The sequence below is a fragment of the Cellulosimicrobium sp. So1_17 genome (genome assembly GCF_055181235.1).
On sequence record NZ_CM143702.1, the window covers coordinates 2,429,051 to 2,455,022 of the forward strand.

Here is a 25,972-nt window from a genome sequence, read left to right on the forward strand (position 1 = left end):
CCCGCTAGCCAGCGACGCCTGCCGCGCGCGAGGATCGGGTCATGACCACGACGCACCCGACCTCGACGCCCACCGACGCGCCGACGACGGCGAGCGACGACCCGGTGTTCGCCGAGCGCTACCGCGCCATCGCGTCGCGTGACCGCCGGTTCGACGGGCAGTTCATCACCGCCGTGCGGACGACGGGCATCTACTGCCGCCCGTCGTGCCCCGCCCGTACGCCGCGGCCCGAGAACGTCACGTTCTACCGCACGTCCGCCGCTGCGCACGAGGCCGGCTACCGCGCCTGCAAGCGGTGCCTGCCCGAGGCGGTCCCCGGGACGCCCAGCTGGGACCTGGGGCACGACCTCGCGGCGCGCGCGATGCGGCTCGTCGGCGACGGCGTGGTGGACCGCGAAGGTGTCGACGGCCTCGCCGCGCGCCTCGGCTACTCGCCGCGCCACCTGCACCGCGTCCTGCTGGCCGAGCTCGGCGCGGGGCCCATCGCGCTCGCCCGCGCGCTGCGCGCCCAGACGGCGCGGTCCCTGATCACGGGGACCGACCTCCCTCTGGCCGACGTCGCGTTCGCCGCGGGCTTCGGCAGCATCCGCCAGTTCAACGACACCGTCACCGAGGTGTTCGCGACGACGCCGAGCGAGCTGCGCCGTCGGGCACGGCCCCGCACCACGCCGGCCCCCCACCGCCCCCCGGTCGACGCCGCGGTCGACGCCTCGGTCACCGCGAGCACCGTCGACGGTCCGCCCGACGCGCCGACCGCCGCAACCACCACGGCGACGCTGGCGCTCACGCTGCCGCTGCGCGAGCCGTACGACGCCCGCGGGGTCTTCGGCTTCCTCGCCGCCCGCGCGGTGGGCGGCGTGGAGGTCGTCGGTCCGCTCGACGCACCCCACCTCACGTACGCGCGCACGATCGCCCTGCCCCACGGGCCCGGGGCGTTCCGCGCGTCCTACGGCCCGGTGCCGGGCGAGTCACGGTTCCACGTCGAGCTCGAGCTCACGTCCGTCGCCGACCTGCCCGCTGCCGTCGCGCGCGTCCGCCGCCTGTTCGACCTCGACGCGGACCCGCAGGCCGTCGACGCCGCGCTCGCCGTCGACCCGGCTCTGGCGGGCTCCGTCCGCGCGACCCCGGGCGTCCGGGTCCCCGGCGCGGTCGACCCGGTCGAGATCCTCGTGCGCGCGCTCGTCGGTCAGCAGATCTCCGTCGCGGCCGCGCGCACGCACCTGACCCGCCTCGCGGGCGCGCTCGGCACGCCCTTCGCGTCCCGGTTCGGGCCGACGCGCCTCTTCCCGACGGCGGCGGCGATCGCCTCCGAGGGCGCCCACCACCTGCGCGGGCCGGCGCGCCGGACCGCCGCGATCCTCGGCGTGGCCCGCGCGCTGGTCGACGGCGGCCTCAGCCTGTCCACGGCCGACGAGCCGGTCGCGATGCGGTCCGCGCTCGAGGCGCTGCCCGGCGTCGGGCCGTGGACCTCCGGCTACGTCGCGATGCGGGTCCTGCACGACCCGGACGTCCTGCTCGACGGCGACCTCGCCCTGCGGGCCGGCGCCCGCGCGCTCGGCCTGCCCGCCGACCGCCGCGCCCTGGCCGACCACGCCGAGCGCTGGGCCCCCTGGCGCTCCTACGCGGCGATGCACCTGTGGCGCGCCGCCGCGACGTCGCCCGCGGCCCCGATGACGACACCGCCCACCACGACCCTCCTGGAGGAGACCCCGTGACCCCCACCGCCACCGCCACCACCACCGCCACGACGACCACGGTCGCCACGCCCGACGGGCCCTTCACGGTCGTCGCCGCGCCCGACGGCGCCGTGCTCGCCTCCGGGTGGACGGACGACGTCGACGCGCTCGTCGCGCTCGTCCACCCCGACCTGCGGCCGTCCGACGTCACGCCCGTGCCGGACGACGCCACCCCTGTCGCGGCCGCCGTCGTCGCGGTCCTCGCCTACTACGCGGGCGACGTGCACGCCATCGACGGTGTCCCCGTCCGGCAGGTCTCCGGACCGTTCCGCGCCCACGCGTGGGACGTGCTGCGCACGGTCGAGCCCGGCGCGCCCGTGACCTACACCGGGTACGCCGAGCTGTCGGGCCGGCCCGCCGCCGTGCGCGCCGCGGCGGGGGCGTGCGCCATGAACGCCGCGGCGCTGTTCGTGCCGTGCCACCGCGTCCTGCGGACCGACGGCAGCCTCGGCGGGTACCGCTACGGCCTCGAGATCAAGCGCAGCCTGCTCGACCGGGAGCGCGCCGTCGCCGGCGCCGTCGGGACCCTTGCCGTGTGAGACGCCCGGCCGCCACCGCCGGGCCGCCGGCCCGCAGTGCGGTGTCCCCGCGGAGGACGGCACGGAGGATGCAGCTGGGCGGTGGCTTGCTCAGCCCCGACCGAAGAGCTGCGTCCAGACGCGCTCGGCGTGCCCGACGCCGATCTCCCGCAGGTCGCAGTCCAGGATGTTCGCGCGGTGCCCCGGCGAGTCCATCCAGGCCCGCACGACCTCCTCGGCCGTGGCCTGCCCCTTCGCGATGTTCTCGGCGCCCGGGTTCTCGTAGCCCTGCGCCTCGGCCCGGTCCCACGGTGAACGCCCGTCGAGGCTCGTGTGGTCGAAGTAGTCCTGCGCGAGCATGTCCTCGCTGTGGAGCTGGGCCGCGGCGGTGAGCCGCTCGTCGACGGCGAGCGGCTCGCACCCCGCGGCGGCACGCTCGGCGTTCGTCAGCTCGACCACCGCCGCTCCCTCCGCCGAGAGCACGTCCGGTCCGGGTGCGGCGGCGACGGTCGGCGCCGCGGCGGGCGGTGACGCGCTCGGCGGGGCGGGTTCCACCGTCGCGTCCGGCGCGGCCGTGGGCGCGGGTGACGGCTCGGGCTGCGGAGCGGCCTCCGCGGCCGGCGGCGCGGCGTCGGTGGTCGGCGTGTCCGCGGCCGGGGATCCCGAGGCCGCGGTGCTCGTCCCCGGGGTGCCCGACGGCGCGGCGGGTCCGGCGCCGTCGACGTCGTACCGCTGGGGCAGCGTCCGGGAGGCGGCGTACCGCTCGCGCTCCGCGAGCAGGTCGCCGGGCACCGCACCGGGAGACCAGGGCAGGGCGGCGACGACAGGCCCCAGGCGGCCGGCGTGCTCAGGGCGCAGCTCGCCGGTCATCGTCGCCGCGGTCAGCCCGGCCGACGGCCCGAGGACCAGCACCGCCGTGACACCGGCGGTGACGGCTCCCACCGCACCGGGCGTCGACCGCAGGTGGCGCGCGGGGGCGCCCGAGCGCCGTCGGGCACCGGACGGCGGCGCTGCTGCGGGCGCCGGTACCGGGACCGGACCGCCGCGGAGGTGCCGGGGCGTGCGGGGCGGGGCCATCGCACGACCCTAGCGAGGTTCGTCCGATCTGTGCACGCGAGCCCCTCCGGCGCCTCAGAGCAACGAGGGCTCCTCCGGCGTGGACACGGTGAACACGGCGCCCGCGACGAGCGTCGACGCCGTCGCCGCCCGCTCGAGCTCGTCGAGGCGGCGGGCGACGGACGTCTCGGCCTCGTCGCCCGTGAGGTCGACGCTCGCGACGAGGTAGAGCGAGCGCGGCCCCACGTACTCGAGGCGCAGGTAGGTGACGCGCTCGACCTGCGGCATCGCCGCGATCGCGCGGAGCACCGCGTCGCGCGTCGCGGGCAGGGCCGCCTCGCCGACGAGGAACCGCCGGTTGCGGTCGATGAGCACGACCGACACGACGGCCAGCACGACGCCGACGACGATCGACCCGATCGCGTCGGGCACCGGCGAGCCCGTGAGCTGGTGGGCGAGCACGCCGCCGAACGCGACGACGAGCCCGACGAGCGCCGCCGCGTCCTCGGCGAAGACCGCGCGCAGGGTCGGGTCGGAGGTCACGAGGACGTGGTGCAGGGTGTCGTGCTGCGCGCGCCGCGCCTCGGCTCGCACCTGCCGGCGCGCCTGGAGGAACGAGATCCCCTCGAGCACGAACGCGAGTCCGAGCACCGCGTAGGCGACGCCGAAGCTGCCTGCCGGCTCAGGATGCACGAGCTCCTGGATGCCGTGCGTGATCGAGACGCCCGCGCCGACGGCGAACAGGCCGATCGCCGCGAACATCGACCACACGTACGCCTCGCGGCCGAAACCGATCGGGTGCGCGGCGTCGGCCGGGCGTCGCGAGCGCCGGTTCGCGACGAGGAGGAACACCTCGTTCCCGGTGTCGGCCCACGAGTGGACCGCCTCCGCGAGCATCGAGGCCGACCCGGTCACGACGGCGGCGAAGGACTTGGCGACGGCGATGAGCGCGTTGGCGCAGAACGCGACCACCACCGTGAGCGTGCTCTCCCCGCCGCCGTCGCCCTGCACGACACGCGGGCTCGTCCCGGGGAACGGGGCGGCCGACGCCGCGGCCGGCGCCGGGCGGTGGTCGGACGGCATGTCGCTCGCTGGCACGGGTCCGGTCTACCACGCGCCCGCCCGCCCGGCACGAGGACTCCTCGGCTACCGCGCCCGCGTCCCGCACTCCCCCGGTACCACCCTCACGACAGCCGTACCACCTCGCGTGACAGCCGCACTACCTCGCGTGACAGCCGTACTACCTCGCAACAGCCGTACTACCTCGCGTGGCAGCCGTCCTACCTCGCGCGACCGCCCTCCTCCTTCGGTGGGGCGGGGTCCGCCCTCCCGTGGTCGGCCGCGTCGCCCGTGCCGGCCAGGTCTGCCGCGGGCCGGCGTCCTGCCGGGAGGTCGTGCTCGCCGACGTCCTCGCGGTCGGCAGCGTCCTGGTCGCGCGTCAGCTCGTCGACCACGAGGTGGGACGTGTCGACCTTGCCCGTGCGGTACCCCGCACGGCCGACCATGTGCGCCGCGACCGGCGAGGTGAGGAGCTGGAAGACGACGACGAGGGCGAGCGTCGCGAGGGCTCCCCAGGACCGCAGGCGCAGGCTCAGCCCGAGCAGCACGAGGATGAGACCGAGCACCTGCGGCTTCGTCGCCGCGTGCATGCGGGCGAGCAGGTCGGGGAAGCGCGCGACGCCGACGCCGGCGGCGAACGCGAGGAACGCACCCAGCAGCAGGAGCACGGCGGACACGATGTCGGCGACACCGTCCCAGAACGCGGTGTCCATCAGCGCACCTCCCCCTCGGGCGTGGTGCCGTGGTGGTCGGCGTCGATCGCGGCGTCGCGCTCGTCCTCCTCGGCGGCGCGGCGCTCGGCGTCCTCGCGCGCCACCTCCTCGGGGGTGCGGATGCGGCCCTCGCCCTCGGGCTCGACGGACGCGAACCGGGCGATCGTCACCGACCCGATGAAGCCGACGAGCGAGAGCACGACGAGCAGCGGGATCGTGTCGGTGCGGCGCGAGAACGCAGCCTCGAGCGCGATCGCACCGACGAGCGTCGTCGTGAAGACGTCGAGCGCGATGGTGCGGTCGAGCATCGACGGACCGCGCTCGGCCCGGACGACGGCGAGCGTCGCGGCCGCCCCGAGCAGCACCGCCGCCGCGATCACGACGACGAGGTAGACGGTGTCGGTCACGGCTCGCTCCTCTCCCCGGTGGCCGGTCCTCGGGCCGCGCCCGTCTCGTGGCCGGGCCGCCCGCCGCCCTCGCCCGGGTCGTCGGGCGCTGGCGTCCCCCCGGTGCCGTGGTAGAGCCCGGCCGCGCGCAGGTCCTCGTTCGACGCGAACGCGTGCAGGATGCGCGCCTCGAGCGCGAGCGTGTCGGCGCGCACCTGCTCGACGCCGCCCACCTGGTCGACGTCGAGCACGTGCAGGTAGAGCATCCCCGTGAGCCGGTGCGCCTCGACGACGAGCGACCCGGGGACGAGCGAGCTGAGCTCTGCCGTCATGGTCATGTACAGGTCGGACGGGTTCCGCAGGCGCACCCCGACGACGGCCCCGTGCGGCGTCCGCCGCGGGTCGAGCGCGAGGAGGCTCACCTGGAACGACGCGGTGACGAGGTCGGCCACGAACCTCGCGAGCAGCACGAGGAGCGGCCACGGGCGGACGCGGCCGCTGGTCGCGACCGACGGCAGCGGGAACATCACGAGCACCACGGCGCCCAGCACCGCACCCGCGACGACGTTGCCCCACGACAGGTCGCCCCAGAGCATGACCCACACGAGGGTCAGCCAGAGGACCGTGCGCCACTGCGTGGTGACGCGGCGGAACCACCCGACGGCCAGGTTGCTGCGGCGGCGGTGCAGGCTCATGACCCGTCACCGTCCTCGGCGACGTCGCTCGAGACACCCTGCCCGCGCTCGGAGCCGCCGACGAACACCGCGTCGACGTAGGTGTGGCCGTCGAGCAGGGTCGCGGCCGCGCGTTCCGTGTAGGAGTAGAGCGGGCCGGCGACCACGGTGAGCGCGAGGCCGAACGCCACGAGCGCCGCCGCGGGCCCCACCATGCCGCGCGGCATGGTGACGCCCTGCGGGATCTCGACGGGCGGCGTCTGCCAGAACGCCTTGTTCCAGGCCTTGACGATCGCGTAGAGCGTGAGGAGCGACGTCACGACGGAACCGACGACGAGCGCCCACGTGAGCGGCGTGCCCTGCGCGACACCCTCCTCGAGCAGCCCGAGCTTGCCGAGGAAGCCCGAGAGCGGCGGGATGCCCGCGAGGTTCATCGCCGGGACGAAGAACAGGATCGCCAGGCCCGGCGCGAGCTTGGCGAGACCACCGAGGCGGTCGAGCGACGTCGACCCGCCGCGACGTTCCACGAGGCCCACGACGAGGAACAGCGTGGTCTGCACCGTGATGTGGTGCACGACGTAGAAGATGGCCGCCGCCATGCCCGGCTCGGACGCGAGCGCGATGCCGAAGATCATGAAGCCGATGTGGCTCACGAGCGTGAAGGACAGCAGCCGCTTGATGTCGTTCTGCGCGACGGCGCCGAGGATCCCGACGACCATCGTCAGCAGGGCGAGCCACAGGAGCAGGTCGTCGACGCGGTCGTCCTGCGGGAACAGCAGCGTCTGGGTGCGGATGATCGCGTACACGCCGACCTTGGTGAGCAGGCCCGCGAACACCGCGGTGACCGGTGCGGGCGCCGTCGGGTAGGAGTCCGGGAGCCAGGACGACAGGGGGAACAACGCGGCCTTGATCCCGAACGCGAGCAGCAGCAGGAGCTGGATCGTCAGCCGCACGCCGGGGTCGATCTCGGCGAACCGCTCGGAGAGCTGCGCGAGGTTGACCGTGCCCGTCGACGCATAGGTGAGCGCGATCGCGACGAGGAAGATGATCGACGACAGCAGCGCGACGACGACGTAGATCGATCCCGCCCGGATCCGCTCGCCCGTCCCGCCGAGCGTGAGCAGCACGTAGCTCGCCGCGAGGAAGATCTCGAACCCGACGTAGAGGTTGAACAGGTCGCCGGAGAGGAACGCGTTGAACACGCCCGCCGCGAGGACCATGAACGTCGGGTGGTAGATCGCGACCGGCGCCTCCTCGTCCCCGTCGGCCACGCCCTGGGCCAGCGAGTACAGCAGGACGCACAGCATGACGAAGCTCGACACCGTGAGCATGAGGGCCGAGAGCCGGTCCGCCACGAGGTCGATGCCGACCGGGGCGGCCCACTCGCCCACGTCGACCACGATGGGGCCGGAGTCCGCGGCGACGAGCAGCACGACGGACGTGACGAGCACGAGGGAGAGCGCCGCCGTCGCGATGATCCGCTGGGCGCGCGCGTGGCGCCACAGCGCCAGGGTGAGCCCGGCCGCGATGAGCGGCAGCACGACGGGCAGGGGGACGACGGTGCGTGCGACCTCGGTCAGGTCCATCAGCGCTCCTCCCCCTCGTCGTCGTCCGTGCCGTGCGGCCGGGACCGCTTGCGGCCGAGCCGCGCGTCGGTGATCCCGTCGCGGTCCGCGTCGGTCTCGTCGTGCACCTCGGCCGCCTCGTCGTCCAGCGTCTGACCGCTCTCCTCCGTGTCGAGGTCCTCGAACGCGGGTGCGTTGCGCGCCGCGTGGCGCGCGACGCGGCGGTCCTCGAGGTCGTCCTGGACCTCGTCGTGGCCGTGGAGCTGCCACGAGCGGTACGCCATGGCGAGGACGAACGCCGTGAGCCCGAGGGTGATGACGATCGCGGTGAGGACCATCGCCTGGACGAGCGGGTCGCTCATCTCGTCGTCGGGCGTGGTCCCGACGATCGGTGCCCCGCCCGCCCGGCCGCCGGCGACGAGGAAGAGCAGGTTCGCGCCGTTCCCCATGAGGATGAAGCCGAGCAGCACCCGGGTGAGGCTGCGCTCGAGGAGCAGGTACACGCCGGTGGCGAAGCACACGCCGATCGCCAGCACGAGGACGATGCTCGGGGTCATGTCGATCACGCCCGCGGGCCCGTTCATCGTCGACCACCGCCGATCGCGTCCGGCTCCATCGCCTCGAGCGGACCGGTGTCCTCGCCGGGCTCGCGCCCGGCGGCGGCACGTTCGGTCTGCCGGTCGATCTCCGCGCCGAGCGTGCGCAGGATGTCGAGGACGAGGCCGACGACGACGAGGAACACGCCCACGTCGAAGAACAGCGTCGTGACGAACTTGACGTCCCCGAACACGGGGACGGTCACCTCGAGGATCGCGCTCTGGAGCACCGAGCCGCCGAAGAAGAGAGGGACGAGCCCGGCCCCGGCGGAGAGGAACAGGCCGAGACCCAGGAGCAGGCCGGGGTGCACCGGCGCGGCCTCGCCCAGCTCGTACCGCCCGCCCGCGAGGTACCGCACGACCAGCGCGATGCCGACGACGAGGCCCGCCGCGAAACCGCCGCCGGGGTTGTTGTGGCCCGAGAACAGCAGGAACAGCGCGAAGACAATCATCGAGTGGAAGAGGACCCGGGTGACGACCTCGAAGATCACCGAACGTCGTTGCGGCGCGAGCGTGCGGCCCGCGTTGAGCCACACGGACATGCGCGGCTGCGCCGCGTCGTCCACGCCGCGCCGCCGCAGCGCCGCACCCGGGTCGGGCTCGCCGCCCCAGACGCCCGTGCCCTTGCCGTCGGGCTTGCCCGTGACGACCCGGGCGTTCGCGATCCGCAGCACCTCGCCGCTGCGCGTGCGCAGGAAGACGAGCGACGCGACGCCGGTCGCCGCGGCGAGGAGCACCGAGATCTCGCCCATGGTGTCCCACGCGCGGATGTCGACGAGCGTCACGTTGACGATGTTCTTGCCGCCGCCCCACTCGTACGCCTCCTCCGGGAAGTCGACGGAGACCGGGATCGCGACGCGCGCCAGCGGCACGACGACCGCGAACCCCATCATCACGACGCCCACCGCGACGGCGACGCCGAGGCGCACCCACCGGCTGGACGCGAGCGGGCGGTCGGAGAAGTAGGGCGGCAGGCGGCGCAGGACGAGCACCATGACGACGAGCGTGATGGTCTCGACGAGGACCTGGGTGAGCGCGAGGTCGGGCGCGCCGTGCAGGAGGAAGAGCACGGCGTTGCCGTAGCCCGCGATGCCGATGAGGATCACGGCCTTGAGCCGGCGCCGCGAGCGGGCGGCGAGGATCGAGGCGACGCAGATCGCGACGACGGCCGCGAGCTGCGCGGGGCGGTCCCACGCCTTGAGCTGCTCGGGCCAGCTCGTCTGCGCGACCATCACGAGCCCGGGCCCGAGGACCAGCACCGTGAGGATGATGCCGAGATACAGCGGGAGCGAGCCTCGCTGGGTCACCGCGGTGACGTCCGCGGCGACGTCGTCGAGCTTGCGCATGACGCGCCGGTAGGTGACGTCCGCCTCCGGGCCGGTCCACAGCGAGGCCTGGAACCGCTCGACGCGCGAGCGCTGCCAGAAGAGCAGGACGCCGACCGCCAGGACGAGCACCGTGAGGGCGAGCGCGGGAGTGAACCCGGCCCACAGCACGAGGTGGCCCGGCTCCCCCGCCGGGTACGTCTCGGCGTAGGGCTGCAGCAGGTCCTCGCCGAAGTGCGGCACGAGGGCGGCCGCGAGGCCCAGCACCGCGAGCACGACGGCGGGCGCCACGAGCAGGAACGGCAGGGGCTTGATCCGGGCCGGGTCGACGGGCGCCTCGTCCGCCTCGATGACGGGGCCCCGGCCGGGGGCGCGGAGGTCCAGGTGGTCGTTCGCGCGCGCCGGGGAGCCGTGGCGCTTGTGCGACGAGAAGGCGCCCCACCAGAACCGGAGACCGTAGGCGACCGTGAACATGGAGCCGACGACGACGGACCACAGGACGACGGCGTCGACCCACGCGGGCCCCTCGCCGTGCAGCAGCGCCTCGAGCGCCGCCTCCTTCGCGACGTAGCCGGCGAAGGGCGGCAGGCCGATCATCGACGCGGTCGCGAGCCCGCCCGCGAACGCCGTCCACGGCAGCCGCCGGCCGACGCCCGTCAGCCGGCGCAGGTCGCGCGTCCCGGTGGCCGCGTCGACGGCGCCGACGACGAGGAACAGCGACGCCTTGAACATCGCGTGCGCGCCGATCATCGCGAGCCCGGCGAGGGCGGCACCGCGCGTGCCGATCCCGACCAGGAGGATGATCAGGCCGAGCTGGCTCACCGTGCCGAACGCGAGCACGAGCTTGAGGTCGTACTGGCGCAGCGCGCGGTAGCCGCCGACGAGCAGCGTCCCGGCGCCGAGGGCGATGACGATCGAGCGCCACACCGTCGTGTCCGAGTAGGCGGGCGCGAACCGCGCGACGAGGTAGACGCCGGCCTTGACCATCGCCGCGGCGTGCAGGTAGGCGCTCACCGGCGTCGGAGCGGCCATCGCGGCGGGCAGCCAGAAGTGCAGCGGGATCAGCGCCGACTTGCTCACCGCACCCACGAGGACGCACACGACCGCGGCCGTCACCGCGCCGCCGGTGGGCGGGTCCGCGACGATCTCGGAGAGGCGGTACGTGCCCGCCTGCACCCCGAGGACGATGAGCCCGACGAGCATCGCCAGGCCGCCCGCCGTCGTCACGACGATCGCCTGCATCGCCGCACGCCGGCTCGCCTTGCGGTCGGCGTAGTGGCCGATGAGGAGGTAGGAGAAGACGGTCGTCAGCTCCCAGAAGACGAACAGCAGGAGCACGTCGTCGGCGACGACCAGGCCGACCATCGCGCCCGCGAACGCCGTGAGGACGCCGCCGAAGCGGCGCAGGCCCTGGGCCGTCGGCGAGAAGTACGCCGAGCAGTAGACGAGCACCAGCGCACCGACGCCGCCGACGAGCAGCAGCATCAGCCAGGACAGCGTGTCCATGCGGAACGCGAGCTCGAGCCCGAGGCCGGGCACCCACTCGACGACCGACGTCGGGTGGTCGCCGGCCATGACGCGGTCCGTCCACGCCAGCGCGTAGACGGCGGCGGACGCCGGCGCGAGCGCGAGGACGAGGAAGGCCCGGCGACCGAGGAGGGAGACGAGTGCAGGCGCGCCCAGTGCCATCGCGAGATGCGCGAGGAGCACGTAGAGCACGGGCCGCTCCGTCCGGGTCGGGGGCGGGTGGGCGGGTCTTGCTGACCTTGCTGGACTTGTCAGACGCCGCGGCGACCGGCCTTCCGGCGGCGCGCGCGACGAAGCAGGGCGTCGACCCCCGCGGGGACGAGGTGTCGAGCCGCCTCTACTTTACCGACTGCCGACATGTGCCCGCGGGCCGGGGGCCGGATCGTGACCGATTCCTCACCCGCTGCGCGGCCGGGACGGGCCGTCGGCGTCAGAGGTCCTCGGGCTCCACCAGGAAGTCGGACTCGTCCGCGACCTCGCCGCCCACCGCGCCGTGCAGAGCGGTCGTGATCTGCCCGACGACCTCCCCGGCGCGCTTGCGCGCGATCCGGTGCTCCATCGACGGCTGCTCCTGCTGCGACTCGAGGAGGTCGCGCGGCTCCCACCGGACCCGGTAGCTCACCGCGCCGCCCGCCGTCCACGGCAGGCCGCGCAGGAGCAGCGGGAGCTGGTCCTCGCCGCCCACCTCGACCGCGACGAGCCCGTCCAGGCCGAGGTCGACGAGCAGACCGTAGCCGTCGAGCACCGAGCCGGTCGTCAGGGCCTTGATGTCGACGTCGTCCGCGGCCGCGTGGATCGCGCGACGCAGCTCCGGGTCCATCTTCTCGCCCCGGTACAGGGGCATCTCGGTGATGCCCTTCGGGGGGCCCTGGTAGGACGCACCCTCGGTCGCGAGGATCGTGCGCGGGTGCAGGCGCGCGACGAGCGCGAGCGCGGCGTTCGGCTCGAGCCAGACGTCGGAGTACAGGCACATGTCGATCGTGACGCCCGGGTCGGGCGTGAGGACGACCCCGGGTCCGGCCGGGTTCCCGACGTCGGTGCGCACGGACCCGCCGAGCCGCCGTGCGGCCGCGACGAGCCACGCGACGACGCGCTCCTCCTCGCGCACGGGCAGGCCGCCCGGGAACGCGCGGCCGACGCCGTCGCGGTCGCTCCCGCCGGGCCAGGGCGCCTCGCCCCGCTCGCGAGGGCACACGACGTCGAACACGAGCTCCGTCCCGGGCGGCAGACCCGAGCCGGTCGCGGCGAACGGACCGGTGAGCGACGAGTGCCGTGAGGTGCGCAGCACCCCGGGCTCGCCAGGGCCTGCCGTGCGCGCGGGCGGGACGAGCGGCTCGGTGCCCGCCGGTGCGACGTCCCACCGGGCGCCCGCGAAGCGCGAGAGCGCGAGGGTCTCGACCTCGTCGACCAGCACGTCCCCCGGCAGCCCGAGCAGGTGCCGCGCCTGGTACCCCTGCGCGGCGCCGCGGCCGTCGGGGTTCGCCAGGAGGGGCAGGGTCGTCATCGGGGCCACCTCACACGTCCGTCCGGTGGAAGTTCTGGAACGAGCGCGACGCCGTCGGGCCCCGCTGGCCCTGGTACCGCGAGCCGTACTGCTGCGACCCGTACGGGTGCTCGGCGGGCGACGACAGCCGGAAGAAGCACAGCTGGCCGATCTTCATGCCCGGCCACAGCGTGATGGGCAGCGTCGCGACGTTGCTCAGCTCGAGCGTCACGTGACCGGAGAACCCGGGGTCGATGAAGCCGGCCGTCGAGTGCGTGAGCAGCCCGAGCCGCCCGAGGCTCGACTTGCCCTCGAGGCGCGCCGCGACGTCGTCGGGCAGCGTCACCGCCTCGAACGTGGACCCGAGGACGAACTCCCCCGGGTGCAGCACGAACGGCTCGGCCGGGTCGACCTCGACGAGGCGCGTGAGGTCCGGCTGGTCCTGCGCCGGGTCGATGAACGGGTACTTGTGGTTGTCGAACAACCGGAAGAACCGGTCCAGGCGCACGTCGATGCTCGACGGCTGGAGCATCGCCGGCTCGTACGGCTCGAGCTGGACGCGGCCGGCGTCGAGCTCGGCCCTGATGTCGCGGTCGGAGAGCAGCACGGGGCCACGCTAGCCGACGCCACGACCCGCGCCGACGCACGCCCACGCCTCGCCCGTACCGGCCCCGTTCCGGGCCCAGCCCGCGCGAGCAGGCACGCCACTGACTACGTTCGCCTGACCAGCCGAACGAGGAGGAACCCCATGAAGTCGAAGATCGCACTCGTCGTCGGGATCGGGATCGGGTACGTGCTCGGGACCCGCGCCGGACGCGAGCGGTTCGAGGAGATCAAGGTCAAGGCCAAGGACCTCTGGCAGTCCGAGGACGTCCAGTCGGCGGTCCACACCGCGCAGGACAAGGTGACCACGGTCGCGAAGGAGCAGGGCGCGAAGCTGGCGGACGTCGCCAAGGAGCAGGGCGGCAAGGTCGCCGGGGCCGTCAAGGACCAGGCGTCCGGACTCGGCAAGCACGGAGGGCCCGACGACGCGGCGTCGCCCGACCCGAAGGGCCGGGACGACTACCGCATCTGAGCCGTCGGCTCAGGCCCGGAGCGGGCGACCCGTCGAGTCCACCGCGTAGGAGCCCTGCTTCGCCGTGAGGTAGAGGATGCCCTCGACGAGACCCCAGACCGACACCGCGACCGGAGCGAGCCCGAACGTGGGCAGCGCGCCGATGACGGAGACGAGCAGCATCGTCAGGCCGATCCCCGTGTAGCCCAGGTAGAAGCGGTGGATGCCGAGGCTGCCGAGGAAGATGCCCAGCAGGCCCGCGGCGAGCCGCGACTTCGCGTTCGGGTCGAGGTTGGGGTCGTAGCCGCCCGGGTAGCCGTACGGCTGGCCGGGCTGGCCGGGCTGGCCGGGGTGGCCCTGCGGCGGGTACCCGTACGGCTGGCCCGGTGGCGGGTACGCCTGCTGCCCGGTGGGCTGGCCGTAGGCGGGGTCCTGCGGGGCCGCCGGGGCGGGCTGGCCGTAGCCCTGGGCGAGCGGCTGGGTGGGCGGCGTGCCCGACGTCGGCGCCGGGCTCCCGTACGCGGGCTCGCCCCGGTCCTGGCTCGCGGCGCTCGCCTCGTAGGGCGTGGGCTGCTGCGGGTCGGGCTGCTGCTGGTACGGGTTCTGGGACAAGACGCCTCCTCGGAGCGGTGCTGGCATCCCCGGCGTCGTCCGCTATGATCGGGGCGCGCGCTGGTTCGCCGAGGATCCTCCCAGAGGAGCCGGGGCGAGCGCCACCAGCGTCGCGCGGGTGTAGTTCAATGGTAGAACTTCAGCTTCCCAAGCTGATAGCGCGGGTTCGATTCCCGTCACCCGCTCAGCGCCCGAGAGCCCCGCACCACGAGGTGCGGGGCTCTCGTCGTCCACGGGTCCGCCGACGACCGGGTCACGGCCACGCGGCGAGCAGGTCGTCCGCGGTCCAGACCTGCGCGAGACGCGGGTCGTCGACCGCCCCCGCGGGGCACACGGCCACCATCGGCGTCGCGGCGCCGACGCCCGGGACCTTGATGGCGTCCGCGGCGAGCCTGCTGATCTCCCGTACGTCGACGGGTCGGTCCGCGTGCCACTTCACCGTGCCCACGAACGCGATGCTCCTCGCCGGACGTCTGTCGGCCGCGACGAGGTCGATCTCCGGGGTGTTCGACCGCGGCCACCACCCGCCGAGCTCGCGCGCGGCCGGCCACCGGTCGTCGGGAAGCAGCCGCCCGAGGGCCTCACGCACCACAGGTTCCACCGCGCGCCCTCGCCACGAGGCGAACTGCGCATCGAACCTCGCCGCCGCGAGGTCGGGCCGGCCGCGGTCGACGTCGGGGAGCACGGGGTCCACGAGAGCGAGCCAGAAGCGGAGCGCTGGGTCCGAGACCCGCCACCGGCGGCCCTTGCTCGCGTCCTTGGTCGACAGCGGTTCGTCCGCGACGATCACGCGTTTCGTGGCGAGCATGGCCAGCGCACGGTCGAGCGTCGCGGGCGAGAGCACGCCGTCAAGGGTTCGCAGGACGCCGGTGTAGGTCCGCTCTCCTCGCCCGCCGATCGCGGTGAGTACCGCTCTCGCGTGGGTCGACTCCGGGAACTCGCTGTCCAGGACGCGAGAACCGGAGACGACGAGCGCGCTGGTCGACCGCTCGAAGGACCGTCGGACGAACGTCCGGGGCGCCTCGCCGGCACGCCACTCCTGGGCCACGTCAGCCCTCCTCGACGTAACCCGCATCGAGAATAGTAAACCTTGTGAGGGTTGACGTCAGAGGGCCTTCGCGAAGTGGTGCCCCACGATGCTCAGGCGCTCGCGCAGGTAGAAGCGGTGGGCGTCGAACCGCTGCACGCCCGAGTCGAGGTCGAGCGCCGAGCACCCGGCGTCGCGCGCCCGGCGTTCGAGCTCGCCGAGAAGCGCCGCCCCGACACCGCGGGACCGCGCTCCAGGCGCCGTCACGAGGTCGTCGACGTGCAGCTTGCGCACCGCGCACGTGTTCGCGAGGACGCGCCAGCCCGCGACGCCGAGGCACGAGTCGCCGTCGAACGCCGCGAGGAAACGGGGGCCAGATATGTCGTCGGCGAGGACCTGCCGCAGGAGGTCCGCCGTGAGGTGCGGCCGCAGCGCCTGCAGCACGGGCAGCGCCGCGGCCCAGCGCGGGTCGTCGGCGCCGAGGTCGACGAGCGTCAGGCGTGCCGTTGCGGCAGGGGCGGTCGTGTCAGAGGTCACGCCGGCACCCTAGCCGTCCATCTGACCCGCCGAACCCCGGGCTGTGCCCCGATCAACCCCCTCATTGCAGCGCAACCCGGGGTTCGGCAGACCTCGTGACCCACCACCCGGGTTCGGCGGAGCGCCTCAGCCCAGGATCCGGCCCGCCGCCTTGGCCGACGCCGCGAGCGAGCCCGTGAGCGGGAGGTCCGGCAGGATCACGGCCTGTGCCGCGTGGTAGACGTCGGGCTTGCCGACCCACGTGACGCCGTCGGGCCGGTTGGCCCTGTCGAGCTCGTGGTGCCACGACCCGCGCTCGTGGTCCACGAGATACCGGTCGATCCACGCCCACCAGCCCGCTGCGGCCTCGGCGAACCGCGGGTCGCCCGTCACGCGGCCGAGCACGTCCGCCGCGGCGACGGCCTCGGCCGCGACCCAGTGGTAGCGGCGCGGCTCGACGGGCACGCCGTCCCAGCCGACGGTGTAGACGAACCCGCCGCCGTGCGCGCCGTCCCAGCCGTCGGCCACGGCGCGGTCGAACAGCGCGACGGCCGCCTCGGTCCGCGCACCGGGCGTGCCGGCGGCGACGTCGAGCTGCAGCAGCAGCCGCGCCCACTCCAGGCCGTGGCCGGGCGTCGAGCCGTACGGCTTGAACGGGTCGCGCGGACGGTCCGCGTTGTACTCCGGCAGCGGCGTCCACGACGCGTCGAAGTGCTCGGGGATGCGCCAGTCGTTCTCCGCGGCCCAGCCCACGACGCGGTCCGCGACCGACGCCGCGCGGGCGAGCCACTCGCGGTCGCCCGTCGCGTCGTGCGCGGCGAGCAGCGCCTCGACGGAGTGCATGTTGGCGTTCACGCCGCGGTAGTCGTCGAGCACGGTCCAGTCGCGCGACCACTCGTCGGCGTGCATGCGCGGGCCGGCCTCCCAGAACCGCTCGTCGAGCACGGCGAGCGCCGCCTCGAGCAGCTCGCGCGCCCCGTCGCGGCCGGCGATCGTCCCCGAGGCCGCGGCGAGCACGACGAACGCGTGCGCATAGGCGCTCTTCGTCCCGTCGACGGGCTCCTCGGCGGAGTCCACGACGTCGCCCGGCCGGGGCGCCGGTCCCCGCGACGACACCCAGCCGCCGTGCTCGGCGTCCACGAGCACCGCTCGCAATCCGTGCAGCGCGCGGTCCGCGCGCTCCCCCGCGCCCGGGACGCCGAGCAGCGACGCGAACGACTCGACGTGCGCCGTGCGGGACGTGATCCACGTGTGCACGGGGCGCGTGAGGTCGGGGCGACCGTCGTCGTCGAGCCACTGCGCCGCGCCGTCGGCGCGCAGCGTCGGCTCGGCGAAGCGCAGCAGCGCGGCGAGCTGGTCGCGACGCCAGGCGGCGAGGTCCGGGATCCGGTCCGCGGTGAGGTCCGTGGCGGGCGTGGGTCGGTCGGTGGTCATGAAGGCCCTTCGGTGTGCGGAGGTGGGCGACGCCTGCGCCCGGATTCCCTCCGGTACGGCGCGGTGCCCCGGGACGATCATCCCGGGGCACCGACGGTGGTGCGTACCCGCCTCACGACCTGGACCGTCCGAGGACGGGTGCAGGCCGTGGGGCGGGCCTCCTGCTGTGAGGCTAGCCGCAGCTGATCGCGTCGAAGCCGGCCTCGATGCTCGCGGTCACCTCCTCGTCGCCCGAGCCTCCGACGGCCTCGACCGTCACGGTCCCGGCGTCCACGGACGCCGCGCGGACGGCGAACGACTGGTACGCCGACTGACCCGGCTGCACCGCGGCGAACGCCTTGGTCCCGAACGGCGTGACGAGCCGGATCGCGAGCGGGGCGTCCTCGCCGTTGACGGCGCGGACGGCGACGTAGGCCTTGCCCGCGAGGCACCGCGTGCTCGCGGTGACCTCGACGTCGAGCGTCGGGGCCGCGTCGGTCACGGTCACGGGGACCTCGACCACGCTGCTCGTCCACCCGTCGTCGACCACGACGTACGCCGTGTACGTCCCGGCCTCGGTGTAGGCGTGCGCGCCCGTGACCTGACCGTCGGCGACGGCCCCTGCGGCGACGTCGGACCCGTCACCCCATGTGATCGCGGCGCGGAGCTCCGCGCCCTCGCGCCCGCCGGTGACGGTCGCCAGGACGGTGTCGGTCTCCTGCCCGACGGCGACGCTCACGCCGTCCGCAGCCGTCACCTCGAGCGCGGGCTGCTCCACGAAGGTCCCGTCGTGCGCGAACGCGACCACGTGGATGCGGCCGTCGCGCTCGAGCACGCCCGGCTGGTCCGGGAGCGTGATGCTCACGGGCCGCTTGCCCTCGGGGAGCGTGATCGGCGCCGTCGCGAAGAACGCGGCGGGCGTACCGGTCTGCGGGCTGCCGCCGCGCAGGCGGCTGTCCGTCACGGCCACGGGGATGTTCCCGAACACGGGGTTGCGGGCCGCGCCCGACCAGTCGCCGAAGCTCAGGTCGATGGCCTGGGTGGAGCCGTCGTCGAACGTCAGCGTGCCCGAGGCCTGCTGGTTCTTCTCCGTGCCCGTCCCGATGATCGAGAGCTGCTCCGCGTCCGCGGGGACGTCGAGCTCGATCGTCTGGCCGTCACCGGTCGCGTTGTCCGGCTCGCCCGCGGGGACCGCGGGCACGTCGAACTGCAGGTCGGTGCCGGGGACGGACCCGCGCTCACCCTGGACGAAGCCCTTGGCCGCGAGCTGCGTGCGGTCGAAGAACACGCCCTGGCCGTCGCACGAGCCGACGGTCGTGCCCGGGTCGCCGATGCAGACGTTGTCGAAGGCCCCGAGGAGCGAGCCCTCGCGCAGCAGCGAGACCGACATGGACGAGGTCGCCGTGACCGGCTCCCCGCCGTCCGGCGTCACCGTGACCGTGACCGGGTAGACGCCCGGAGCGGTCCACGTGTGCGCGGCCTGCACCGACCACGACCCGAACGCGCCCTGCACCAGCGTGGCAGCGGCGGGCTCGGAGCCGTCGCCGAACGTCACCGAGACGTCCAGGCCCTCGGCGTCGTCGACGCCCGTGAGCGTGGCGAACGTCCCCGTGACCTCGCGACCCGTGACGGCGTCGCGGTCCGCCGCGGCGTTGAGCGTGAGCTCGGTGGCCCCGGACTCGGACGGGTCGGCGAGCAGCTCGACCTCGGCGAGCGAGAGCGCGCCCTCCCCGGCCGACGCCGTGACGACGACCCGGTAGTGCGCGTACGCCGCCGGCTCGGCGACCGTGAACGGCCGCGTCTGCAGCGCCCAGCGGAACTGCTCGCCGGAACGCTCGTCGAGCGTCGTCCACGTCTCGCCGTCGTCGGAGCCCTCGAGGGCCCATGCGGACGGCGACGCCGTCCCGCTCGCGCCGGAGGTCAGCGTGTACGTGCCGACGGTCGGCCGGATGCCGTTGCCCGACCACGTGACGGTCGGGGTGGCACCGGCGAACGTCGTGCGCGTCGCCGACGTGTCGTCCACGAGCGCCGCGGCGCTCGTCGCGGCGTCACCGTCGGTGACGGTCGTCGTGCCGAGGCCCGACGCCGTCGCGTCCTTCACCGGCTCCGGTGCCTCGTCGCCCTCGGTGAGCGACGGCGGCGCGTCGTCCTCGCCCGTGCCCCACGCGGACGGCTCCGGACCCATGACGAAGTCCAGGGTCGCGCCGCCCGAGAGGTCGGCCTGCGAGAGCGACGTCGACGTGCGGGCCTCGCCGTCGACGGCGAGCGACTGCACGTAGACGTTGTCCACCGAGTTGTTCTCGGCGTTGACCACGAGGTCGCCGCCGGGCAGGTGCACGGTGGCCTTGTCGAACAGGGGCGAGCCGACCGCGTACTCGTCGGAGCCGACCTGCAGCGGGTAGAAGCCGAGGGAGGCGAAGATCCACCACGACGACATCTCGCCGTTGTCCTCGTCACCCGGGTAGCCCTGGCCGATCTCGCTGCCCACGAAGAGGCGGCGCGTGACCTCGCGGACCTTCTCCTGCGTCTTGTGCGGAGCGCCCGCGGCGTCGTAGAGCCACGGGATGTGGTGGGACACCTGGTTGCTCATGCCCCACATGCCCATGCGGACGTCGCGCGCCTCGCGCTGCTCGTGGATGCCGCCGTTGCCCGCGCCCTGCTCCGGCGTGGAGAAGAACTCGTCGAGCTTGGCCTCGAGCCCCTCCTTGCCGCCGTAGAGGTTGGCGAGACCCTGCGGGTCCTGCGGCGCGTGGAACGCGAAGTTCCAGCCGCTCGTCTCGGTGTAGCCGCCGCCCCAGGCCTCGGGGTCGTACGTCTCCGGGTCCACCGCGAACTCGCCGTCCGCGTGGCGCGGGACGAAGAAGTCGACCTCGGGGTCGAACAGCTCGACGTAGTGCGTGGCGCGCTCGAGGTAGTACGCGGACTCCTCGCGCAGCGTCTCGCGACGCTCGTCCGGCGTGGCCGGGTCCTCGGCGAGGGCCGCGGCCATGTTGCCGATGCCGAAGTCGTTGATCAGGCCCTCCAGGCCCCACGACACGGACTCGTGCGTGGACTCCGGCGTGAACCCGAGGAACGGCGACGTCTGCAGGCCCTTGCGGCCCACGGCGTTGTTCGGCGGGGAGACGGACGCGTTCTTCACCGCGGCGTCGTACGCCTCGAGCGCCACGTCGGTCGGCAGCGAGCCCTTGAGGTAGGCGTCGGCGAACGCGACGTCCGAGCTCGTGCCCGTCATGAGGTCGGCGTAGCCGGGCGAGGACCAGCGGGCGATCCAGCCGCCGTCGCGGTACTGCTCGACGAAGCCGTCGATCAGCTCGCCCGCGAGCTCCGGGTAGAGGAACGAGTACGCCGGCCAGGCCGTGCGGTACGTGTCCCAGAACCCGTTGTTGACGTAGATCTTGCCGTCCACGACCTTGGCGTTCGTCGTGGTGTCGGTCGCGCTGCCCGACGTCGGCGACACCGGGCTCGCGTACTTGTGGACCGGGGCCTCGGGCGTGCCCGTGTTCTCGAACTGCGAGTTCGGGTACAGGTTGAGGCGGTAGAGGTTCGAGTACAGCGTGACGAGCTGGTCCTCGCTCGCGCCCTCGACCTCGACGACCTCCAGGCGGTCGTTCCACGCGTCCGTCGCCGCGGCCTTGACCTCGGTGAACGACTTCCCCTCGACCTCCTGCGCCAGGTTCTTGCGGGCCTGGTCGAGGCCGATGAACGACGTCGCGACGCGCAGCTCGACGGTGTCGTCGGACGACGTGTCGAACGTGGCGTAGCGCGCGTCCGCGCGGTTCCCCGCGGCATTCCCGACCGCCGTCGGACTACGGTCGAAGGTGCCGGCGACGAACATGCGCGTGCGGCCCACGGACAGGCCCGAACCGTTCTCGACCCAGCCGGAGAGCGTGCCCGTGGCCTGGTCGAAGGACAGCTTGGAGGTGCCGTCGACCTTGTCGACGAGCACGTGCCCGACGTCGCCCGGGTAGGTGAAGCGCAGCACAGCGGCGTGGTCCGCCGGGGCCACCTCGAGGGCGCTGTCGTTGGTGAACGTCACGCCGTAGTAGTCCGGCCGCGCCGTCTCGTCGGCGTGGTCGAACTCGAGGCCGCGCTGCGCGAGCGTGCCGTTCGGCGCACCCGTCGCGGGCCCGACGGCGGGCAGGAACGCGAGCTGGTTGCGGTCGCCCATCCACGGGCTCGGCTCGTGCGAGATGCCGAGGCCCTGCAGGACCGGCTTGTTGTTCGCGTTGTTGGCCTTCTGGTACTCGTACAGCCAGCTCTGCGACGACGCGTTGGTCATCGGCACCCAGAAGTTGAAGCCGTTCGGGACCGCGGCCGCGGGGATGTTGTTGCCGCGCGAGAAGCTGCCGCTCGACAGCGTGCCGCGGCGCGTGTCCACGTAGTTGGCGAGGCTCGAGCCGTCGACCGTCTCCGGCTGCGCCGTGAGCGCGACGTCGTCGAGCCAGCCCGCGAACCGCGTGCCGGCCTCGCCGCCCGGGTTGTCGTAGCCGAGGAGCACCTGGTCGACGGTCTTGCCCTCGGCCACGTCGCCGACGTCGACGCGCACGGAGTTCCACTGGTCGGCGTAGAGGATCTTGCCCTCGCCCTGCGCGCGCGCCGTCGCGACGGTCTCGTGCGCGTCGCGCGCCTCGAGGTCGGACAGGTACGTGCCGTCGGTGAAGAGCAGGTCGACCGCGGCGTACGTCGACGGGTACTGCAGGTCGTCGAGGAGCTCGGGGAAGATCGTGTAGCTGAGGCGCGTGTCCTCGCCGATCTCGACGTCGACGTCGTCGTAGAGGACGTTCGTCGCGTTCGCCGGGCCGTCCGCGAGGTGCGAGCCGTCGTAGCGGAGCGAGGCGAGGCCGGAGAACCCGACGCCCGCCTTGTTCGTGAAGTTGACCCGCGGCCCGGTGCCGACCTTCGTCGTCATGGGCGCGGCGCTCGGACCGGCGGACATGTCGGCCGAGAGGTCCCACCCGGCGAGCTGGATGATCGGGTCGCCCGAGTTCGCGGTGACGTTCAGGCGCAGGTGCGTGTACGCCGCCGTCGGCGCGTCGAGCTCGAAGAGCCGCTGCTGCTGACGCTGCGGGAAGTCCTCCTCGGCGCGCTGGTCGAGGGGCGTCCACGTCGAGCCGTCGTTCGAGCCCTCGATGGTCCACGTCTTCGGGTCGCGGCCCGCCGCGTCGTCGGCCGACGTCAGCGCGTAGGCGCCGAACGCGACAGGCTCGGTGAACTCGTACGTGACCCAGCCGGTCGAGGCGAACGCGAGCCACTTGGTGCCGGAGCTGCCGTCGGCGAGGTTCGCGGCGCCCTCGTTGGGCAGGTTCTGCGCGCTGGCCGTGACCGTCTTGATCTTCCCGAGCACGCTGCCCGGCAGGCCGCTCGTGAAGGAGCCGACGTTGGTCTGCCAGGGGGCGCCGTCGCGCTCCGCCACGGTGGTGGCGAGCGGCGCGGGGTCGGCCTGCTCGAACGACGACGCGAAGTCGCCGGGCTCGGCGGCCGCGGCGGGCAGGGCCGTCGCGGCGCCCAGCGGGACGGCGAGGGGGACGGCCAGGGCTGCGGCGATCGCGATCCCGAGGGATCTCGACCTGCCTGAGGGTCGGTGCGCGGCGCGTGCGCGGTGGAGTGGGGTCATGACGAGCGATCTCCTTCGATCGACAGCGCTGTCAGCCTGAGCGGGTGCCCCCGACAGCGCGCAGGGGGTAGCGCTGTCAGGGGCAGGGCGAACCTATGCGCCCGTGGCACCGGTGTCAACGGGAGCGCGACCGCCCACGACGTCGTCCCGGTGCCGTCGTCCTCCCGCGCTCAGTCCCGGACGACCGGGACGTCCTCGAACGTGGGCCACGTCGGGAGGACGGACACGTACAGCGAGGAGAGCGACTCGTCGACCGGCCGCGGGAGGTACACCTCGTAGCGCACCGTTCCGCCGACCGCCGTGCTCGCGCCGAACTGGTCGGTCTCGAGCTCGAGGCCGCGGCTGGACACCGGCTCGTAGGACACGAGCCGGTACGGGTCCACGGCCCGGGGGTGGAGCTCGCCCGCGGTCATGTCGTAGACGGTGATCCGGTCCTCGTCACCACCGACCGGACCGAGGGGCGTGAGCTGCAGGCGCAGCCGCATCGTGGAGCCCCGCACGACGATCGGCTCGACGCCGACGCGGACCTGCTCGTCGCCACCGTCCTCCGACGGGACGGTCACGACCTCCTCCGCGACCGTCTCCACGTCCTCGACGAGCTCGACGCGCGGGCCGTCCCCGGCGACGAACGGCACCGTGACCGGCTCGAGGTCCTGCTCCTCGCGCTCCAGCGTCGCACCCCCGGCCGTCGAGCCCGAGTAGCGCAGCTCCACGCGGCGGTTCTGCGCACGCGCGTCCGCGACCTCGTCGCCGCTCTCCGCCACCTTGAGCCGGGACTCGCCGAGCCCCTCCGCGGCGAAGGCCACGTCGGGTCGCTCCGCGGCCGCGGCGTCGGCGACCGCCTGCGCGCGGCGCAGCGACAGGTCGTGGTTGGCGTCCTCCTCCCCCACCGAGTCGGTGTGGCCCACGACGCTCGCGACCACGTCCGCGGGCAGCTCGCTCGCCACCTCGCGCACGCGCTCGACCGCGGCCTCGGAGAGCTCGGTGGAGTCGACGTCGAACAGCACGTCCGTCTCGAGCGTGACGACGACCTCCTCCTCGAACACCTCGACGTACTCGAAGGACTTCACCGCACCCTGAAGCTCGAACGTCCTCGCGACGGCCGGGTCGAAGCGCGTCACGGCCTGGTCGAGCAGCTCGCGCGACGGCTGCCCGCCGAGGTCCTCGACCGTGACCGGGTCGATGCCGGGCAGGGACGCGGCCTCGTCGGTCGGCCCGGTCCCGGTCTGGTCGGCCTCGGTCGCACCGGCCCCGGTCGGCCCGGCCACGGTCGTCGAGGCCGCCGCCGGGGTGAGCGACGCCGCGGCCACCAGCCCGGCGGCGACCGTCGCGGCGAGCGCGGGACCGGCGACGCGGCGTCGGCGCGTCACTCGGTCGCCTCCCAGGTCACCGGCACGTCCTCGAAGGCCGGCCACGCGTCGTGCAGCCGCACGTCGACGGTCGCGGGGTCGCCCTCGGGGCGCGGGAACCACGCCTGGTAGAGCAGGGGGTGGCCGTTGGCCGTCTGCGCGTACACGACGTCCGTGGCCATGTCCTTGCCCGGGGCGGAGACGACGTCGTACCGCGTGAGCGAGCCGACGTCGAGCAGCCAGGGGTCGTGGTGGCCGCCCAGCATGTCGTACACCGAGTGCTCCTCGGGCCGGTCCGGGTCGTCCTCCGCGAAGTGCGGGGTGAGGACGACCCGCAGCTCGACCGTGGAGCCCTCGGCGACGAGCGAGACGAGCCCGACGGTCACCTCGTCCTCGGCCGAGCCGGGGACGGGCAGCCGCGTCTCGAGGATCGGCTCGTACTCGGTCGCGCCGACGACGACCGGCGTCGGCGCCTCGGCCGCGTCGTCACCCGAGCACGCTCCGAGGGCAAGTCCCAGGACGACGGCTCCTGCCACCACGGCGACCGTCCGTCGACCCCGGTGTCCCCGCGACGGGGCGGCGGGCTGCGGGCCGGAGCGTCGTGGGCGCGTCATGGCCCGGAGGGTAGCGGATGTCCCGGACGGGACCGTCAGCCGTCCGTCCCCGGGGCCGCGACCTCTCCCGTCCCCCGCACGACGAGCCGGGTCGGCACGACCACGAGCCGCGGCGGGAGGTCCGGGTTCTCCGAGCGGGACACGGCGAGCGCGGCGGCCTTGCGGCCCATCTCGACGACGTCGTAGCCGACGACCGTCACGTCGAGGAGGTCGGCGAGCGCGAAGTCGTCGAACCCCACGAGCGCGACGGGTGCCGCACCGGGACCCCCGGCGTGGTCGCGGAGCGCCTGGAGGGCGCCCACGGTGATCTTGTTGTTGGCCGTGAGCAGCGCGGTCGGCGGCTCGGGGAGCGCGAGCAGCTCGGTGACGAACGCGCGGGCGAGGTCGGCGTCGTGCGCCCCGTCGCGCACGTAGTCGTGAGGCGACTCGACGCCCGCTCCGCGCAGGGTCGCGACGAACTCGTCGCGACGCTCCTGGAACGTCCACAGCCTCGACTCGTCGCCGACGAGCGCGATGCGCCGGTGGCCGTGCGCGAGGAGGTGCGTCACGGCGTCGCGCATCCCGCCGCGGTTGTCGATGACCACGGTGTCGGCCTCGACGCCCTGCGCCGGGCGGTCGACGAAGACGACGGGGAGCCCGCCGTCGAGCTCGTGCTGCAGGGACGAGTGGTCCGTGGCCGTGGGCGTCACGACGAGCGCCCCGACGCGACGCTCGACGAGCGCCTCCGTGAGCGAGCGCTCGCGCTCCGGGTCCTCGTCGGAGCTCGTGGTGATGAGCTGGAGGCCGTGGTGGCGCAGCTCTCGCTCGATCCCGCTCGCGAGGGCGGAGTAGAACGGGTTCGCGAGGTCGCCGGTGACGAACCCGACGAGACGCGACGAACCGCCGCGCGCCAGGTCGGCCGCGACGGCGTTGCGCCGGAACCCGAGCCGCTGGGCCGCCTCCTGGACCTTCTCCCGCGTGGGCGCGGCGACGTTGGGCTCGTCGTTGAGGACGCGCGAGGCCGTCTTGAGGCTCACGCCCGCGAGCTCGGCGACGGCGGCGAGCGTCGGGCGCCGACCGCCGCGCGCACCGGGCGCGCGCCTCTCGCCGCGAGACGTCGTCGCAGCCGTTCCGGGTTCCCCCTGCAGCACCATCG

General features: G+C 74.1%; 21 protein-coding genes and 1 tRNA gene. 4 read left to right on the forward strand and 18 right to left on the reverse strand.

The annotated features are described in order from the left end of the window. The first annotated feature begins 41 nt into the window (after positions 1-41). Together ACZCLJ_RS10725 and ACZCLJ_RS10730 are read left to right on the forward strand one after the other, a co-directional pair. On the forward strand, positions 42-1,715 hold the full coding sequence (locus ACZCLJ_RS10725) for an AlkA N-terminal domain-containing protein (RefSeq protein ID WP_463103663.1): 1,674 nt from the start codon (positions 42-44) through the stop codon (positions 1,713-1,715). Next, complete coding sequence (locus ACZCLJ_RS10730) at positions 1,712-2,275, forward strand: methylated-DNA--[protein]-cysteine S-methyltransferase (protein ID WP_463103664.1); 564 nt, start codon at positions 1,712-1,714, stop codon at positions 2,273-2,275. The genes ACZCLJ_RS10725 and ACZCLJ_RS10730 overlap by 4 nt, the downstream gene beginning before the upstream one ends. A gap of 90 nt (positions 2,276-2,365) precedes the next feature. On the opposite strand, the gene ACZCLJ_RS10735 is transcribed toward ACZCLJ_RS10730, so the two are convergent. The 10 genes from ACZCLJ_RS10735 to dcd all read right to left on the reverse strand — a co-directional run bounded on the left by ACZCLJ_RS10735 (position 2,366) and on the right by dcd (position 13,245). Continuing rightward, on the reverse strand, positions 2,366-3,331 hold the full coding sequence (locus tag ACZCLJ_RS10735) for a CAP domain-containing protein (RefSeq protein ID WP_463103665.1): 966 nt from the start codon (positions 3,329-3,331) through the stop codon (positions 2,366-2,368). Between the two features lie 54 nt (positions 3,332-3,385). Further along, positions 3,386-4,408 (reverse strand): cation diffusion facilitator family transporter, encoded by a 1,023-nt coding sequence (locus ACZCLJ_RS10740; RefSeq protein ID WP_463103666.1) that lies wholly within the window; start codon positions 4,406-4,408, stop codon positions 3,386-3,388. Positions 4,409-4,590: 182 nt separating this feature from the next. Then, a complete protein-coding gene (gene mnhG, locus ACZCLJ_RS10745) occupies positions 4,591-5,082 on the reverse strand; it encodes a monovalent cation/H(+) antiporter subunit G (RefSeq protein WP_463103667.1) in 492 nt (163 codons plus the stop codon). Further along, a complete protein-coding gene (locus ACZCLJ_RS10750; protein ID WP_251152640.1) occupies positions 5,082-5,489 on the reverse strand; it encodes an MrpF/PhaF family protein in 408 nt (135 codons plus the stop codon). Before ACZCLJ_RS10750 ends, mnhG begins: the two co-directional genes overlap by 1 nt. Then, positions 5,486-6,163, reverse strand: a complete 678-nt coding sequence (locus ACZCLJ_RS10755; RefSeq protein ID WP_463103668.1) for a Na+/H+ antiporter subunit E — start codon at positions 6,161-6,163, stop codon at positions 5,486-5,488. The genes ACZCLJ_RS10750 and ACZCLJ_RS10755 overlap by 4 nt, the downstream gene beginning before the upstream one ends. Further along, positions 6,160-7,728: a Na+/H+ antiporter subunit D gene (locus ACZCLJ_RS10760; protein WP_251152642.1), complete on the reverse strand. Its 1,569-nt coding sequence runs from the start codon at positions 7,726-7,728 to the stop codon at positions 6,160-6,162. The genes ACZCLJ_RS10755 and ACZCLJ_RS10760 overlap by 4 nt, the downstream gene beginning before the upstream one ends. Further along, a complete protein-coding gene (locus ACZCLJ_RS10765) occupies positions 7,728-8,291 on the reverse strand; it encodes a Na(+)/H(+) antiporter subunit C (protein WP_353050466.1) in 564 nt (187 codons plus the stop codon). The genes ACZCLJ_RS10760 and ACZCLJ_RS10765 overlap by 1 nt, the downstream gene beginning before the upstream one ends. Then, positions 8,288-11,347 carry a Na+/H+ antiporter subunit A gene (locus tag ACZCLJ_RS10770; RefSeq protein WP_251152643.1) on the reverse strand — a complete coding sequence of 1,020 codons (3,060 nt, stop codon included), beginning with the start codon at positions 11,345-11,347 and terminating at the stop codon, positions 8,288-8,290. Before ACZCLJ_RS10770 ends, ACZCLJ_RS10765 begins: the two co-directional genes overlap by 4 nt. Positions 11,348-11,585: 238 nt before the next feature. Next, entirely contained in the window at positions 11,586-12,659 is a 1,074-nt protein-coding gene (locus tag ACZCLJ_RS10775) for a hypothetical protein (RefSeq protein ID WP_463103669.1), read from the reverse strand. 10 nt (positions 12,660-12,669) lie between these two features. After that, complete coding sequence (dcd, locus tag ACZCLJ_RS10780) at positions 12,670-13,245, reverse strand: dCTP deaminase (protein ID WP_251152645.1); 576 nt, start codon at positions 13,243-13,245, stop codon at positions 12,670-12,672. Between the two features lie 141 nt (positions 13,246-13,386). On the opposite strand from dcd, the gene ACZCLJ_RS10785 reads away from it, so the two are divergent. Continuing rightward, a complete protein-coding gene (locus tag ACZCLJ_RS10785) occupies positions 13,387-13,713 on the forward strand; it encodes a YtxH domain-containing protein (RefSeq protein ID WP_251152646.1) in 327 nt (108 codons plus the stop codon). Positions 13,714-13,722: 9 nt separating this feature from the next. Here ACZCLJ_RS10785 and ACZCLJ_RS10790 read toward each other — a convergent pair whose 3' ends face one another. Further along, positions 13,723-14,304, reverse strand: a complete 582-nt coding sequence (locus tag ACZCLJ_RS10790; RefSeq protein ID WP_463103670.1) for a TM2 domain-containing protein — start codon at positions 14,302-14,304, stop codon at positions 13,723-13,725. Positions 14,305-14,418: 114 nt separating this feature from the next. Between ACZCLJ_RS10790 and ACZCLJ_RS10795 the strand changes: the two genes are divergently transcribed. Next, positions 14,419-14,489: transfer RNA gene (locus tag ACZCLJ_RS10795), tRNA-Gly, on the forward strand. Positions 14,490-14,557: 68 nt separating this feature from the next. Here the strand turns inward: ACZCLJ_RS10795 and ACZCLJ_RS10800 are convergent. The 7 genes from ACZCLJ_RS10800 to ACZCLJ_RS10830 form a co-directional block, all read right to left on the reverse strand. Further along, positions 14,558-15,352 (reverse strand): DUF234 domain-containing protein, encoded by a 795-nt coding sequence (locus ACZCLJ_RS10800; RefSeq protein ID WP_463103671.1) that lies wholly within the window; start codon positions 15,350-15,352, stop codon positions 14,558-14,560. A gap of 57 nt (positions 15,353-15,409) precedes the next feature. Further along, entirely contained in the window at positions 15,410-15,868 is a 459-nt protein-coding gene (locus ACZCLJ_RS10805; RefSeq protein WP_463103672.1) for a GNAT family N-acetyltransferase, read from the reverse strand. A 126-nt stretch (positions 15,869-15,994) separates the two neighbouring features. Further along, entirely contained in the window at positions 15,995-17,281 is a 1,287-nt protein-coding gene (locus tag ACZCLJ_RS10810; RefSeq protein ID WP_463103673.1) for an AGE family epimerase/isomerase, read from the reverse strand. A gap of 172 nt (positions 17,282-17,453) precedes the next feature. Then, complete coding sequence (locus tag ACZCLJ_RS10815; protein ID WP_463103674.1) at positions 17,454-22,874, reverse strand: GH92 family glycosyl hydrolase; 5,421 nt, start codon at positions 22,872-22,874, stop codon at positions 17,454-17,456. Positions 22,875-23,044: 170 nt separating this feature from the next. Further along, positions 23,045-24,244: an OmpA family protein gene (locus tag ACZCLJ_RS10820; protein WP_463103675.1), complete on the reverse strand. Its 1,200-nt coding sequence runs from the start codon at positions 24,242-24,244 to the stop codon at positions 23,045-23,047. Continuing rightward, a complete protein-coding gene (locus ACZCLJ_RS10825) occupies positions 24,241-24,759 on the reverse strand; it encodes a hypothetical protein (RefSeq protein WP_463103676.1) in 519 nt (172 codons plus the stop codon). The genes ACZCLJ_RS10820 and ACZCLJ_RS10825 overlap by 4 nt, the downstream gene beginning before the upstream one ends. Before the next feature lie 113 nt (positions 24,760-24,872). Further along, on the reverse strand, positions 24,873-25,970 hold the full coding sequence (locus tag ACZCLJ_RS10830; RefSeq protein ID WP_463103677.1) for a LacI family DNA-binding transcriptional regulator: 1,098 nt from the start codon (positions 25,968-25,970) through the stop codon (positions 24,873-24,875). Between the last annotated feature and the right edge of the window lie 2 nt (positions 25,971-25,972).